The 14172-nt window shown below is 63.0% G+C and carries 11 protein-coding genes; 5 read left to right on the top strand and 6 right to left on the bottom strand.

Annotation, left to right across the window (positions count from 1 at the left end; genetic code table 11):
• Window positions 1–2: 2 nt before the first annotated feature.
• The 4 genes from cphA to AACO21_RS08660 all read right to left on the bottom strand — a co-directional run bounded on the left by cphA (window position 3) and on the right by AACO21_RS08660 (window position 6323).
• Window positions 3–2213 carry a cyanophycin synthetase gene (gene cphA / locus AACO21_RS08675; protein WP_346192123.1) on the bottom strand — a complete coding sequence of 737 codons (2211 nt, stop codon included), beginning with the start codon at window positions 2211–2213 and terminating at the stop codon, window positions 3–5.
• A 124-nt stretch (window positions 2214–2337) separates the two neighbouring features.
• Window positions 2338–2808, bottom strand: coding sequence for a DUF1854 domain-containing protein (locus tag AACO21_RS08670; protein WP_346192122.1), 471 nt, complete (start codon window positions 2806–2808; stop codon window positions 2338–2340).
• Between the two features lie 20 nt (window positions 2809–2828).
• The gene (locus AACO21_RS08665; protein ID WP_346192121.1) at window positions 2829–5120 is read right to left on the bottom strand and encodes an ABC transporter ATP-binding protein; all 2292 of its coding nucleotides are present in this window, start codon (window positions 5118–5120) and stop codon (window positions 2829–2831) included.
• A gap of 93 nt (window positions 5121–5213) precedes the next feature.
• Window positions 5214–6323, bottom strand: a complete 1110-nt coding sequence (locus AACO21_RS08660; RefSeq protein WP_346192120.1) for a response regulator — start codon at window positions 6321–6323, stop codon at window positions 5214–5216.
• Between the two features lie 155 nt (window positions 6324–6478).
• Here AACO21_RS08660 and nirJ point away from each other — a divergent pair, with 155 nt between their 5' ends.
• The 3 genes from nirJ to AACO21_RS08645 all read left to right on the top strand — a co-directional run bounded on the left by nirJ (window position 6479) and on the right by AACO21_RS08645 (window position 9763).
• Entirely contained in the window at window positions 6479–7618 is a 1140-nt protein-coding gene (gene nirJ, locus AACO21_RS08655; RefSeq protein ID WP_346192119.1) for a heme d1 biosynthesis radical SAM protein NirJ, read from the top strand.
• A 47-nt stretch (window positions 7619–7665) separates the two neighbouring features.
• A complete protein-coding gene (locus tag AACO21_RS08650; protein ID WP_346192295.1) occupies window positions 7666–9204 on the top strand; it encodes a cytochrome D1 domain-containing protein in 1539 nt (512 codons plus the stop codon).
• 112 nt (window positions 9205–9316) lie between these two features.
• Window positions 9317–9763, top strand: a complete 447-nt coding sequence (locus tag AACO21_RS08645) for a four-helix bundle copper-binding protein (protein ID WP_346192118.1) — start codon at window positions 9317–9319, stop codon at window positions 9761–9763.
• Window positions 9764–9842: 79 nt separating this feature from the next.
• Here AACO21_RS08645 and AACO21_RS08640 read toward each other — a convergent pair whose 3' ends face one another.
• Complete coding sequence (locus AACO21_RS08640; protein WP_346192117.1) at window positions 9843–10250, bottom strand: DUF6691 family protein; 408 nt, start codon at window positions 10248–10250, stop codon at window positions 9843–9845.
• Between the two features lies 1 nt (window position 10251).
• Window positions 10252–10689, bottom strand: coding sequence for a YeeE/YedE family protein (locus AACO21_RS08635; RefSeq protein WP_346192116.1), 438 nt, complete (start codon window positions 10687–10689; stop codon window positions 10252–10254).
• 160 nt (window positions 10690–10849) lie between these two features.
• Here AACO21_RS08635 and AACO21_RS08630 point away from each other — a divergent pair, with 160 nt between their 5' ends.
• Together AACO21_RS08630 and katG are read left to right on the top strand one after the other, a co-directional pair.
• A complete protein-coding gene (locus AACO21_RS08630) occupies window positions 10850–11497 on the top strand; it encodes a L,D-transpeptidase family protein (protein WP_346192115.1) in 648 nt (215 codons plus the stop codon).
• Window positions 11498–11677: 180 nt separating this feature from the next.
• Window positions 11678–13858, top strand: coding sequence for a catalase/peroxidase HPI (gene katG, locus AACO21_RS08625; protein WP_346192114.1), 2181 nt, complete (start codon window positions 11678–11680; stop codon window positions 13856–13858).
• The last annotated feature ends 314 nt before the right edge of the window (window positions 13859–14172 follow it).

Genomic DNA, 14172 nt, shown 5'->3' with positions numbered 1-14172 from the left:
TGTTATTTCTTCATGAGCAGCGAGGCCGGATCAGGCAGCTCGATGCCGTACGTCTTCAGGGCGGTCTTGATGACATCCTTGGACAGACCCAGGGCCCAGCCTGCGGCCGTGGCGGCCAGGGTGCTGGCGATGTCTTCCGGCCGCTTGGCCTTGCCGATCAGCGGCACATCGGTGACGCGGCAGAGGCGGATCTCCTCGGTGCCGGTGGCCAGAACGATGCGCCCGTCGATGACGGTGACGCCCTGTTCGCCCTTGGCGACGTGGGCGGCAAAGACCGGATGGTTGCGGTCGACCGCAAAAAAGATGACTTTTCCATCGCAGAGCTCGGCAAAGTCGGCGACCAGTTCGTCTTCGGCATTCAGGACCGCATGGCCGCTGGGCAGCACGACATCGACCTGGGTGCGGTAGATCGAACGCGGGGTCGTGTAGTACTCGCCGCCGGTCGGCTGGACATCCCAGCGCGAGAGGTCTTCGGCTTCCGGCTTGACGTTGGTCACGATGCCGACCGAACAGCGGTCGTAGGCCAGGCCCTGGCCGAGAATGACTTCGGCGCCGTTTTCAATGACCGCTGCTTCGACAGCACGGTTGAGCAGCAGGCGGCGACCACCGTCCCAGTGGGCGGCATCGGTCTTCTGGACCTGGCGGCGGCCGAGAAAGAGGCCGTCGCTGCAGGCCAGACCGGTGTGCTTGCCGGCGATGTAGAGCAGGTGGGCAACGAGCTTGGCGACGTGCGTCTTGCCCTGGGTGCCGGTGATGCCGACGAGCGGCACGCGACCGGTCAGGCCGGGGGCGAAGAGGTTGTTGACGATGGCCTGGCCGACCGGACGCGGCTTGCCGATGCCCGGCTTGATGTGCATGAGCAGGCTCGGGCCGGCATTCACTTCAACAATGGCGCCCCCTTGATCGGCCAGCGGCTTCGAGATGTCCTGGCAGACGAGGTCGATGCCGGCGATGTCCAGGCCGACCACGCGGGCGGCGAGAGCAACGACCTCGGCGGTGTCCGGATGCACTTCGTCGGTACAGTCGAAGGCGTGATTGGCGTTGCGCTGGATCAGCACCTCGCGGCCCTTTTCCGGGACCTTGTCGCCCGCCAGGCCCTGGCGTTCGAGTTCGATCTTGGCGGCGGTGTCGATCTTGATGATCGAGAGCGGATGCAGCTCGGTGTGGCCACGGCGCGGATCGATGTTGATCTGCGTGTCGATCAGCTGCTGCACGGTCTGCGTGCCGTCGCCGGTGACGATGATGAAGTCGCTGCGGTTGGCGGCGACGAGCTTGCCGCCCACGACCAGCAGGCGGTGTTCGATGCCCGGGATGGAGCGTTCGACGAGGACGCCGGAGCCTTCTTCGACCGCAATGTCGTAGGCCTTGCGCACGGCTTCCGGGGTGACGAGGTCGATGAAGACGCCGCGCCCGTGGTTGCCGTCGGTCGGCTTGACGACGACCGGGTAGCCGATGTCTTCGGCGGCCTCGACGGCATCGTCGGCATCCTCGACTTCGCGACCTTCCGGAACCGGCACGCCGACCGAGGAAATGAGTTCCTTGGTCAGGTCCTTGTCGCGCGAGATGGTTTCGGCGATGGCGCTGGTGCTGTCGGTCTCGGCCGTCCAGATGCGGCGCATTGCGGCACCGTAACCGAGCTGGACGAGGTTGCCGTCGTCGAGCAGGCGGATGTACGGAATGCCACGGGCTTCGGCGGCATTGGCGATGGCGGCGGTGGAGGGGCCGAGGTATTTGCGATCGACCTTGCGCCGCATTTTTTCCGTAGCGGCAGCCATGTCGAACGGCGTGTCATTGACGGCGGCGAGGATCAGCTCGATGCCCAGTTCCAGCGCGAGCTTGGTGCAGTCGTCCTGGAAGTTGCTGATTGCAAGCTTGTAGACGCCGCGCTCGGTGGTTTCGCGGGTGCGGCCAAAGCCGTCCGGCAGGCCGCCGAGGGTCATCAGTTCGAGGGCCACGTGTTCGAGCACATGACCGATCCAGGTGCCTTCGTCGAGGCGGCGGAAGAAGCCGCCGTGTTCGCCGTAGTTGCAGCGATGCTCGACCATGTTCGGCAGCCAGGCTTTCAGGCGCTCGACAAAGCCGGGCAGGGTGTTCGACGGGTAGTCTTCGAATTCGCCGATGTCGATCCAGGCTTCGATCGAGGGCGGGTAGGTCCAGATGCTCGGGCCACGCAGGCTGATGAGGTCCCGAATGATGATGTCTTTTTTCTTCATGCTAGTGTCGCCCGGCTCCGTTCGACTGTGAGAAATAGTTGTATGGGCAGCTGGTAATTATTAACGCTTTCGCCCGGGCATGGATGACCCGGGGCGAAAAAATGTCACATTCGGGTACGCCGCGTTACAGGAAACGGTCGAGCAGCTTTTTGCTCTGGCGGTCGAGTGTGTTCAGGTCGCGGACCAGAAACTGGATGCCATGGGTGTCGGCAATCAGCAACTGGGTGCGCGACAGGCGGCGGATATCCTCCTCGCCCTTGAGCACCAGCTCGCAACTGCCGCGGTCGGTGTCGACCTGCCAGGTGCTCGGGCAGGCAAAGCTCGATACGCTGGCGATGCGGCGGATTTCCGGCACGAATTCGCGGCTCGCGAGTTCGTCCTCGATCAAGGTACGGATGGGCACCGGCAGGTCGGCGATGCGGTCGGCCCAGCCGACTTCATGGCCTTCGAAGCTGACCAGCGAAATGCCTTCGTCCGGCGCGGCAATCGGGAAAGCGCGCACCGGGGTGACGCCTTCGTGGCGCTCGCCGTTTTCGCTCGTCAGGACGAGTCGACCGTAGGGATCGCGTTCAAGTTGGAAAGAAACGTTCGACATGCTATCTCTCGGTCTTGGGCTCAGACGGCCACGGTCTTGGGCAGGTTGGGCGAGGCCGGTGCCGGATCTTCGGTATCGACGTTGCGCGCCTGGGCCATGTAGAGCTTGTGGTAGTGGCCTTCTTCGGCCATCAGCTGATCGTGGTTACCGATCTCGACAATGCGCCCGCGGTCCATGACGACCAGGCGGTCTGCCTTGCGCAGGGTGGACAGGCGGTGCGCGATGGCGATGGTGGTGCGGCCCTTGACCAGGTTGTCGAGCGCCTTCTGGATTTCCTTCTCGGTTTCGGTGTCGACCGCCGAGGTGGCTTCGTCCAGGATCAGGATGCGCGGATCAATGAGCAGGGCGCGGGCAATGGAGATGCGCTGACGTTCGCCGCCGGAGAGACCCTGGCCGCGTTCGCCAACCAGCGAGTCGTAGCCGTGCGGCAGACGCAGGATGAACTCATGGGCGTGGGCGGCACGGGCCGCCGCGATGATTTCCTGGCGCGTGGCGTGCGGCTTGCCGTAGGCAATGTTCTCGGCAATGGTGCCGAAGAACAGGAAGGGCTCCTGCAGCACGAGGCCGATGTGGCTGCGGAATTCCGAAACCGGCACCGAGCGGACATCAACGCCATCGATCAGCACCTGGCCTTCGGTGACATCGTAAAAGCGGCAGATCAGGTTCACCAGCGTCGATTTGCCCGAGCCGGAGTGCCCCACCAGGCCGATCATCTCGCCCGGCTGGATGACAAGGTCGACATCCTTGGTGACGGCGCGGGTGCCGTAGCGGAAGCTGGCTTTCTTGAGTTCGATCTGGCCGGTGACCTTTTCCAGATGCACCGGGTTGGTCGGCTCCGGCACGCTCGACACATGGTCGAGGATGTCGAAGATGCGCTTGGTGCTGGAGGCGGCGCGCTGGGTGGCCGAGACGATGCGGCTCATCGAGTCGAGACGGGTGTAGAAGCGGCCGATATAGGCGAGGAAGGCGGTGAGTACGCCGACCGTGGAATCACCCCGGGCGATCTGCCAGATGCCGAAAATCCAGACGACGAGCAGGCCGACTTCGGTGAGCAGGGTGACGGTGGGGGTGAACACGGACCAGGTTTTGTTCAGCTTGTCGTTCATCGCCAGGTTGTGCTCGTTGGCGGCGCGGAAGCGGTCGCCCTCGCGCTTTTCTTGGGCAAAGGCCTTGACCACGCGGATACCCGGGATGGTGTCGGCGAGCACGTTGGTCACTTCGGCCCAGACGCGGTCGATCTTCTCGAAGCCAGTGCGCAGCTTTTCACGGACGAAGTGGATCAGCCAGCCGATGATCGGCAAGGGCAGGAGCGTGACCAGCGCCAGCCAGGGGTTGATCGAGAACAGGATGACGGCGGTCATCGTGATCATCAGCACGTCGGTGGCGAAATTGAGCAGGTCGAGCGACAGGAAGATGTTGATCCGGTCGGTTTCATTGCCGATGCGGGCCATCAGGTCGCCGGTCCGCTTGCCGCCAAAATATTCCAGCGACAGGCCGAGCAGATGGTCGTAGGTCTGGGTGCGCAGGTCGCGCCCGATGCGTTCGGACACGAGGGAGAGGATGTACGTACGAATCCAGCCCAGTCCCCAGGCCACGAGCGCAGCGCCGAGCAGTCCGCCGAGATACATCGAGACCAGGCCCCAATCGATCGGCTTGCCGTTCTGGAAGGGAATCAGCACCTCGTCCATCAGCGGCATGGTCAGGTAGGGCGGCACCAGCTGGGCGGCGGTCGACGCCAGCGTGAGCACAAATCCCAGAAAGAGCTGCCAGCGGTAAGGGCGGGCAAAACGCCAGAGGCGGAACAGCGTCCAGGTGGACGGCGCCACCGTGGCTTCGCGGTTGCAGATCGGGCATTCGTCCTCGCCCGGCGGAATGGGTGCCTTGCACTTGGGGCAGGCATCGTCTTCCGCGCGCACCACGGGGCGGCCGGATACCCGGCTGTCGCGATGCAGGTCAAATTCGGTGATCAGGCGCAGGGCGGCCAGATTGTGAGCCAGCGTGTAGCGCCAGATGGCCAGACGGCCGCTGCTGTCCTGCAATTCCAGCGCGCCGACCCCGGCGTGATCGTGATGCGTGAGGCTCAGGCCATCGCGCAGATCCCAGCTTTGCCACTGGCTGGCACCGGGTGCCCGGCCGAGCAGGCGGCGGTCAGTGACGACAAGCAGGCCGCTGGCAAATTGCAGGCGGTCATCCAGATCGAGTTCGAGGCAGGCCTGAACCGGTTCACCCTGCTGCAGCTGTGCATGCACGTCGTCATGCCAGCGCTCGGGGAGGGCCGGCACGGCGCCGGCAGTCGCTTGGGGGGCATTCATGGTCATCGAAAGAGTATACCGCAAGCCTATCGCTTGCCTGGCGTCCCGGAACTAACGCATGAAACCGGTTTACGCTGACCGGGTGCCGAGCGTTCAAGCCTGATGGGGGCGGAGCGGGATGCTCAGGCGGAAGCGCACGCTGCCTTCCGGCAGGTTGAACACGTTCAGGCGGGACCGGCTCATCCGGCAGGCGTGGCCGATGATGGCCAAGCCGATCCCCAAGCCCTGCTGCTCATGGGTGCCGCGATCGAACTGAACAAAAGCACCGATCTGCTGCAGGCGTTCACTGGGGAAGGCGCGTCCCGGGTTCTCGATATCGAGCTGATAACGTCGGTCTGCGGTTTTCTGCCCGTGTATCCGGATGGTCGAGCCGGGGGCAGCAAACTTGATGGCATTGCTGACCAGTTCGCGCAACATGGCGCGAAAGAGGTCCTCGCGGCAATGCAGGTCTGCGCTTTCGATGCGGGCTTCTGCATTCACCGTGCTGGTTGGCAATTGTTCGGCCAGCTGACTCTGGAGTTCCTGGTCGACCCACATCGGGCACAGGCTGCTGGACGCATCGGCTGGATTTTGATGTTCCGCGTGCTGGTATTCCATCAAGGTGAGCAGGCGGGTGGTGTGGCTGAGCAGGGTCTTGCCCGAGCGCAGGATGATTTCGGAGAACTCTTTTGTCTGGGCGGGTGTCAGGCCTTTGCCCGCCATCATCGACATCAGTTCGGCAAAGCCGATGATGCCCTTGAGCGGGGTGCGCAACTCGTGCGGCAGGATGCCCATGATGCGCTGGTTGGTGGCGTGCTGCAGCGCGTGCGTGGCCTCTCGCCAGCTTTGCTGCTTGGCAAGGCGGCTTTTGACCGTGGACAACACTTCTTCCGGGGTAAAGGGCTTGGTCAGGTAGTCATCGGCACCCAGCTCCATGGCCCGTCGGGTGCTGGTGCGGTCCGTGATGGCCGTGATCATGATGAAGGGGGTCATCGCCAGTTCGGCATCCTCGCGGATGCGGGAGAGAAGCTGGAAGCCGTTTGCCTCAGGCATTTCCAGATCGCTCAGTATGAGGTCGGGCGAACAGCTGCGCGCAGCCTCAAAGCCGGCGAGGCCATTCTCGGCGGTGTGCACCCGGTATCCGGCATCGAGCAGGATGGCTTTCAGGGTTTCGCGGATGGAAAGCGAATCTTCGACGATCAGGATGGTGGGCGATGCCTGCATGAATACAATGCCTGCGTTAGACGTATGGGATAATCTTATTTTGTTATTTTTTATATTTCAAGCAAATGCTTGAGGATCGGATAGCGTTGATGTGAATCAACGCCGAAGACGGGCTGCTTGCGGTGCAATGCGTTGAACGTTTTTTGAGGCTTCACATGTTCCGCATTTCGCAATTCATCCAGGAACTGGATACCCCGACGCCGGTGGGTCCCAAGCGCAATCCGCCGGGTCCGGTGGTGATCTGGAACCTGATCCGGCGCTGCAATCTGACCTGCAAGCATTGTTATTCGATTTCGGCGGATACCCAGTTCTCCGGGGAATTGAGCTTCCCTGAAGTGTCGACCGTCATGGATGACCTGAAGGCCTTCCGCGTGCCTGTGCTCATCCTGTCCGGCGGAGAACCGCTCCTGCGCCCCGATATTTTCGATATCGCCAAGCGTGCCAAGGCCATGGGCTTTTACGTCGCGCTGTCGTCCAATGGCACCTTGATCGATGAAAGCAACATCGGGCAGATTGCCGCGTGCGATTTCGATTATGTCGGGGTGTCGCTCGACGGGCTCGGTGCCACGCACGACAAATTCCGTCGTCTGGATGGGGCCTTCGAGAAGTCGCTGCACGGCATTCGCCTGTGCCGCGACCTCGATCTCAAGATCGGCGTGCGCTACACGATGACCCAGGACAATGCCCACGACCTGCCCGGCCTGCTCAAGCTGGTCGAGGACGAAGGGATTGACCGCTTTTATTTCTCGCACCTGAACTACGCCGGGCGGGGCAACAAGAACCGCAAGGACGACGCCCAGCACAAGCTGACGCGCTGGGCCATGGACCTGCTGTTCGAGACCTGTCTTGAGTACCGTGCGCGCGGCCTCGGCAAGGAATTCACGACCGGCAACAACGATGCCGACGGGGCGTATTTCCTGCATTGGGTGCGCCAGCGCTTCCCGGAAAAAGCGGCGCACATCGATGCCAAGCTGCGCCAGTGGGGCGGCAATGCCTCCGGCGTCAATGTGGCGAACATCGACAACCTCGGCAATGTGCATCCGGACACCATGTGGTGGCATCACACCTTGGGCAATGTGCGCGAGCGGCCCTTCTCCGAGATCTGGCCGGATGTTTCGGACCGGCTGATGGCGGGCCTGAAGCAGTATCCGCGTGCCGTCGAAGGGCGCTGCGCGGGCTGTGCCCATCGTCTGATCTGCAACGGCAATACCCGGGTGCGCGCCCAGCAGTTGACCGGCAATCCGTGGGCGGAAGACCCCGGCTGTTATCTGACTGACGAAGAGATTGCATCATGATCAAGTGGAATGTCGTGATCCCGGCGGCACTGGCGGCCTGCACCCTGATGGCCATGGCCGAGCTGGCCCAGGCGGCGGATGCGCCGCAGGCTTACAAGGAGCACTGCGCTGCCTGTCATGGCGAGGGGCGTCTCGGCGGCATCGGGCCGGCCCTGATTCCGGACAACCTGGCGCGTCTGCGCAAGGCAGAGGCGGAAAAGGTCATCCGCGAAGGCCGTCCGGCCACGCAGATGCCGGCCTTCGGTGACAAGCTCTCGACGGTCGACGCCAAGGCGCTGGTCGATTTCATCTACACGCCGATCCAGCCGATGCCAGTCTGGGGCGAGCAGGAGATCGCGGCCTCGCGCATCGTGCATGTGTCGAAACCGTTGCCGGACAAGCCGGTGTTCAAGGCCGATCCGCTCAATCTCTTTGTCGTCGTGGAGTCAGGCGATCATCACGTTTCCATTCTCGATGGCGACAAATTGGAACGCATTCACCGCTTTCCCTCGCGCTATGCCCTGCACGGTGGCCCGAAATTCACGCCGGACGGGCGCTATGTGTATTTTGCTTCGCGTGATGGCTGGGTGACCAAGTACGACTTGTGGAACCTCAAGGTGATCAGCGAAGTGCGCGCCGGGATCAACACGCGCAACGCGGCGGTGTCGGGTGACGGCAAGTATGTGGCCGTGGCCAACTACCTGCCGCACAGCCTGGTCATCCTCGACGCTGATCTCAAGTTCGTGAAATCGATTCCGGTGACGGACAAGGACGGCAAGGTCTCGTCCCGCGTTTCGGCGGTCTACGACGCCAGCCCGCGCCAGAGCTTTGTCGCGGCCCTGAAGGATGTGAAGGAAATCTGGGAAATCTCCTACAACGAGAAAGCCCCGGAAATCCCGGCTGGCATCATCCACGACTTCAAGTACCGCGAAGGGGCTTTCGTGCCGGGTTTCCTCAACCCGCAACGCAGCCAGACCGAGGATTACCTCGACGACTTCTATTTCACCCAGAACTACGACGAGGTCATGGGCGCTTCGCGCAATGACGCCAAGAGCGTGGTCAGCGGCCAGGTGATCAATCTCGATGCGCGCAAGAAGATTGCCGACCTCGAACTGCCTGGCATGCCGCACCTCGGTTCCGGCATCAGCTGGAAATGGCGGGATGCCGCAGGGCAGGAACGGGTCGTGATGGCAACGCCGAACCTCAACGAGGGTCTGATCAGCATCATCGACATGGCGACCTGGAAGACGATCAAGCAGATCAAGACGCGTGGCCCCGGCTTTTTCATGCGCAGCCACGAACTCAGCCGTTACGCCTGGACGGACTCGATGATGAGCCGCGAGTTCAAGGACACCATGCAGGTCATCGACAAGCAGACGCTTGAGGTGGTGGCCGAGCTCAAGCCCGAGCCGGGCAAGACCTTCGCCCACGTTGAATTCACGCGGGACGGCAAGTATGTGCTGGCCAGCCTGTGGGAAATGGACGGCGCGCTGATCATCTACAATGCCGAGACGCTGAAGGAAGTGAAGCGCCTGCCGATGAAAAAGCCGGTCGGCAAGTACAACATCTGGAACAAGATCACCAAATCGGAAGGCACCAGCCACTGATTGGCGGGTTTTGCCGGCTGTCCGACGGTCGACCGTCGGACAGCCCTGAAAAGCCGGGCGGCGGAAGCCGGCCCGCGCAAATTCGAAGCGAATTCATTTGCAAAGGAAGACCATGGAACGTCGCGACCTCCTGAAAACCGCCGCCGCTGCAGTGGCTGGCGCCCTCTCTGCCAGTGCCATGGCAGCCGGGCAGCACGATCATCATCATGATCATGGCAGCGGCCCGAGCCGTAATGCCGCCTTGATCGCTGCCTCCGCCGATTGCCTGAAGACCGGTGAAGCCTGTCTGGCGCACTGCATCTACCTGCTGGGGAACGGCGACACGAGCATGGCGGCGTGCGCGCAATCGGTGAATGAACTGCTCGCCTCCTGTACTGCGCTGATGAAACTGGCCGGGCAGGACTCCCGCTACGCCCCGGCGCTGGCCAAGGTGGCCGCCCAGATTTGCGAAAATTGTGAAAAAGCCTGCCGCAAGCACGCCGATCACCATGCGGAATGCAAAGCCTGCGCGGATTCCTGCGCTGCCTGTCTCAAGGAGTGCCGCAAACTGGCCGCCTGAGGCGTTGCTCGCTAAACTCTTACATGACAACGCCCCGCTGGTCGGGGCGTTGTCATGTCTGGGGCGGGGTGCCGGGATTTCAGCGCGCGTAGCGTTGCTGCAGGCCCATCCCGGCCAGCATGGCGCCGACAAAGAGCGCGCCGTGGCCCAGGTCGAGGCCAAGCAACACCAGGCCGGGGCCGGGGCAGATGCCGGCCAGTCCCCAGCCGATGCCGAAGAGGGTGCTGCCGACGATCAGGCGACGATCGATCTGGCGTGCCGTGGGCAATTGCATGGGCATGCCCAGCCAGGTTTTCAGACGTGCGCGGGCATGCTGGAATGGCAGCAGCGCCACGCCGATGGCGCCGCCCATGACCAGGGCGAGGGAAGGGTCCCAATGCCCGGCGATATCGAGGAATCCCTGCACCTTGCCCGGATCGGTCATGCCGGAAAGCAGCAGGCCGAAACCGAAGAGCAGGCCGAGCCCGAGGGGAATCAGCAAGGCCATCTCAGTTCCCCAGGCCGTGTCGGAGGAGGCCGACGGTCAACATGCCCCCAACCATGAAAACCAGCGTGGCGGCGAGCGAGCGCGGCGAGAGCCGGGAAAGACCGCAAACGCCGTGACCGCTCGTGCAGCCTGACCCCAGCCGGCTGCCAAAACCGACCAGCAGGCCCGCCACGATGATCAGAAGGGGCGAGGCGCTGAGGTGGATCGCGGGCAGGTGGAATACGGTGCCGTAAAGCAGCGGCGCCAGCAGCAGGCCGGCGATGAAGGCCATGCGCCAGCGGGCATCCGGCGGCAGGGGGCGTTGCAAGAGGCCGCCCAGAATACCGCTGATGCCGGCGATGCGGCCTTCCAGAAGCACCATCAGGGCGGCAGCAAGCCCGATCAGGGCGCCGCCGCCGAGGGCGCTGTATGGGGTGAAGTGTTCCCAGGCAATGCTCATGGTCAGACCAAATAAATATTAGAATATGATTATATTTTGTCCGGTCCGGCAGTGCAAGCCAACCTGGCTGGCGTCGCCTCGAGGCGCAGTCGATAATGCAGGTCTGATGGTCGTGAGCATTTGCCTTACAAGGTGTCCACGGCCGGTTTCCGGAGCCGCCATGTTCGATCTCGCTCAGCTTGTTCCCGCCAGCCGTCAATGCCTGCAGGTGGTCGCTACCGATTGGTCAGCCACCTGTGGCCAGGCACAGTGCCTGGCGCGGGGCGGCGATGGCTGGCAGTCGGTTGGCACGGCTTTTCCTGTCATGCTCGGTCGTCATGGCCTCGCTTGGGGGCGGGGCGTGCACGGCCCGGCACCGTCCGGCGTGGCTGAAAAGCAGGAGGGCGATGGCCGGGCGCCGGTCGGCGTGTTTGCGATCACGGCCCTGTTTGGCCGCGCGCCCAATCCCGCTGAACTCGGCTTTCGCCTCCCGTATCACCGCGTCCGGCCCAGCCTCAAGGCGGTCGACGATCCGGCATCGCGTTACTACAACCAGATCGTGGATAGCGCCGCGCTGACCCCGGACTGGTCTTCGGCAGAGGACATGCTGCGCGCCGATGCGCGTTATGACCTCGGGGCGGTGCTGGCGTGCAACACCGATCCCGTTTTGCCGGGCAAAGGGTCCTGCCTCTTCCTGCATGTCTGGGCCGCGCCCGGCGTGCCGACGGCCGGGTGCACCGCCATGGCCTATTCCGACATGCTGCGTCTTGCGCGCTGGCTCGACCCGTCGGCCCAGCCCGTGCTCTGCCAGACGGTTGCGGACAACTGAGCGCCCACCTCGCGCGGCTGGCGAGGGCGTGGGGCAGTAATCGCGTGATGCTATCGCTAATTATTTGATCGATAGCATTTAGGTATCAATCGAATTGCATTTGCCAATTTTTCATTGCTTCCGATCCCGACTAATCTGCATCTCAGCAGGACTTTCCGCGATCACAACGAGGAGTATGAAATGGCAAACGAAATGAATACGTCGAAGCAAGGGGGGCAGTGCCCGGTCATGCATGGGGGCGCGACCGCATCCAGCCAGTCCAATGTGGCCTGGTGGCCGAATGCGCTGAATCTGGACATCCTTCACCAGCACGACAGCAAGACCAACCCGATGGGAGCTGGCTTCAATTACCGTGAGGCTTTGAAGACGCTCGACGTCGATGCCCTCAAAAACGATCTCAAGTCCCTGATGACCGACAGCCAGCCCTGGTGGCCGGCCGACTGGGGCCACTACGGCGGCCTGATGATCCGCATGGCCTGGCACTCGGCCGGCAGCTACCGCGTGGCCGATGGCCGGGGCGGTGGCGGCACCGGCAACCAGCGTTTTGCACCGCTCAATTCCTGGCCGGACAACGCCAACCTCGACAAGGCACGTCGCCTGTTGTGGCCGATCAAGAAGAAATACGGCAACAAGATCAGCTGGGCCGACTTGATGATCCTCGCCGGCAACATGGCCTACGAGTCGATGGGCTTGAAGACCTTCGGCTTCGCTTTTGGTCGCGAAGACATCTGGCATCCGGAAAAAGACATCTACTGGGGTTCGGAAAAGCAGTGGCTGGCGCCGACCGGCGCCGAAGGCAGCCGTTATTCCGGCGAACGCGAGCTGGCCAACCCGCTTGCTGCCGTGATGATGGGCCTCATCTACGTCAATCCGGAAGGCGTGGACGGCAAGCCCGATCCGCTCAAGACGGCGCAGGACATGCGCGTCACCTTTGCCCGCATGGCCATGAACGACGAGGAAACCGTGGCGCTGACGGCAGGCGGTCATACCGTCGGCAAGGCGCATGGCAATGGCAGCGCCGCCAAGCTCGGCCCGGCCCCGGAAGCCGCCGATATCGAAGAGCAGGGCATGGGCTGGAACAACCACAGCAGCCGCGGGATTGGCCGCGACACCGTGACCAGCGGCATCGAAGGCGCCTGGACGACCAACCCGACGCAATGGGACAACGGCTACTTCAAGCTGCTCTTCAAGTACGACTGGTGGTTGCAGAAGTCACCGGCCGGCGCGCACCAGTGGGAGCCGATCAACATCGCGGAAGAGGACATGCCGGTCGATGTCGAAGATCCGCGCATCCGTTGCAAGCCGATCATGACCGACGCCGACATGGCGCTCAAGTTCGATCCGGCCTACCGCAAGATTGCCGAGCGCTTCCGCGACGATCAGGCTTACTTCTCGGAAACCTTTGCCCGCGCCTGGTTCAAGCTGACCCACCGCGACATGGGGCCGAAGGCACGCTATGTCGGCCCGGATGTGCCCCAGGAAGACCTCCTCTGGCAAGACCCGATCCCGGCTGGGCGTAGCGATTACGACGTGGCGGCCGTCAAGGCGAAGATTGCTGCCGCCGGGCTGTCCGTTGGTGAGATGGTTGCGACCGCCTGGGACAGCGCCCGAACCTTCCGTGGCTCGGACATGCGGGGCGGCGCCAACGGTGCCCGTATCCGCCTCGCACCGCAGAAGGATTGGGAAGGCAACGAACCCGCTCGTTTGGCCAAGGTGCTGACGGTCTACGACAAAATTGCGGCCGAAACCGGCGCCAGCGTCGCTGACATCATCGTGCTCGCCGGTAATGTCGGCATCGAGCAGGCGGCCAAAGCCGCGGGCTTTGCGGTCGAAGTGCCCTTCGCGCCGGGCCGTGGGGATGCCACGCAGGCGATGACCGATGTGGAATCCTTTGCCGTGCTGGAGCCGGTGGCTGATGGTTTCCGTAACTGGCAGAAGGCCCACTTTGCCGTCACGCCGGAGGAAATGATGCTCGACCGTGCCCAACTCCTCGGGCTGACCGCCAGCGAAATGACGGTACTCGTGGGGGGCTTGCGTGTCCTCGGTGCCAACCACGGTGGCAGCCAGCATGGTGTCTTCACGGATCGGGTCGGTACCCTGAGCAATGACTTCTTCGTCACGCTCACGGATATGGCCTACACCTGGCAGCCAACCGGGCGTAACAGCTACGCCATCGTGGATCGGCAGCGCGGTGAAACGAAGTGGACGGCGACCCGCGCCGACCTCGTCTTCGGCTCCAATTCGGTCTTGCGGGCCTATGCCGAGCTGTACGCTCAGGACGACAACCAGGAGAAGTTCGTGCAGGACTTCATCGCCGCCTGGACCAAGGTGATGCAGGCAGATCGCTTTGATCTGAGCTGATCTGAGACGGTCTGCCCGGGTATCGCCTCGGGTGGCCGCCGCATGAAGCCGAGGCGCCTTCTTCAGGCCGCGCACGATGCGTAAAAACCCCCGCCAGCCTACCGCTGAGCGGGGTTTTTCCTTGTCGTGCCAAGAGAATGGGGAGTGTAGGTTGCCAAAGTAAGTGAAAACGCCCACCGTGGATTAGCGAAATTTTGGCGCTCAGTCCGAAATTTCGACTGAACCGACTTCCGCTTCTCGGCCTTTGCGGCCGTTGGTCCATTGCTCGGTGTCGGGCAGCAACGTGGCGGCAAGCTGCCTTTCAGCACACTACA

It is taken from the genome of Dechloromonas sp. ZS-1, assembly GCF_039649255.1.
GTDB lineage: Bacteria > Pseudomonadota > Gammaproteobacteria > Burkholderiales > Rhodocyclaceae > Azonexus.
The sequence above is the reverse complement of the archived record's forward strand: the minus strand, read 5'-3'. Positions and strand labels throughout refer to the sequence as shown.

Bases quoted from the DNA above. Each gene is read 5' to 3' on its own strand.
- cphA (WP_346192123.1), bottom strand. From the start codon at position 2,213: ATGAAGAAAAAAGACATCATCATTCGGGACCTCATCAGCCTGCGTGGC.
- AACO21_RS08670 (WP_346192122.1), bottom strand. From the start codon at position 2,808: ATGTCGAACGTTTCTTTCCAACTTGAACGCGATCCCTACGGTCGACTC.
- AACO21_RS08665 (WP_346192121.1), bottom strand. From the start codon at position 5,120: ATGAATGCCCCCCAAGCGACTGCCGGCGCCGTGCCGGCCCTCCCCGAG.
- AACO21_RS08660 (WP_346192120.1), bottom strand. From the start codon at position 6,323: ATGCAGGCATCGCCCACCATCCTGATCGTCGAAGATTCGCTTTCCATC.
- nirJ (WP_346192119.1), top strand. From the start codon at position 6,479: ATGTTCCGCATTTCGCAATTCATCCAGGAACTGGATACCCCGACGCCG.
- AACO21_RS08650 (WP_346192295.1), top strand. From the start codon at position 7,666: ATGGCCATGGCCGAGCTGGCCCAGGCGGCGGATGCGCCGCAGGCTTAC.
- AACO21_RS08645 (WP_346192118.1), top strand. From the start codon at position 9,317: ATGGAACGTCGCGACCTCCTGAAAACCGCCGCCGCTGCAGTGGCTGGC.
- AACO21_RS08640 (WP_346192117.1), bottom strand. From the start codon at position 10,250: ATGGCCTTGCTGATTCCCCTCGGGCTCGGCCTGCTCTTCGGTTTCGGC.
- AACO21_RS08635 (WP_346192116.1), bottom strand. From the start codon at position 10,689: ATGAGCATTGCCTGGGAACACTTCACCCCATACAGCGCCCTCGGCGGC.
- AACO21_RS08630 (WP_346192115.1), top strand. From the start codon at position 10,850: ATGTTCGATCTCGCTCAGCTTGTTCCCGCCAGCCGTCAATGCCTGCAG.
- katG (WP_346192114.1), top strand. From the start codon at position 11,678: ATGGCAAACGAAATGAATACGTCGAAGCAAGGGGGGCAGTGCCCGGTC.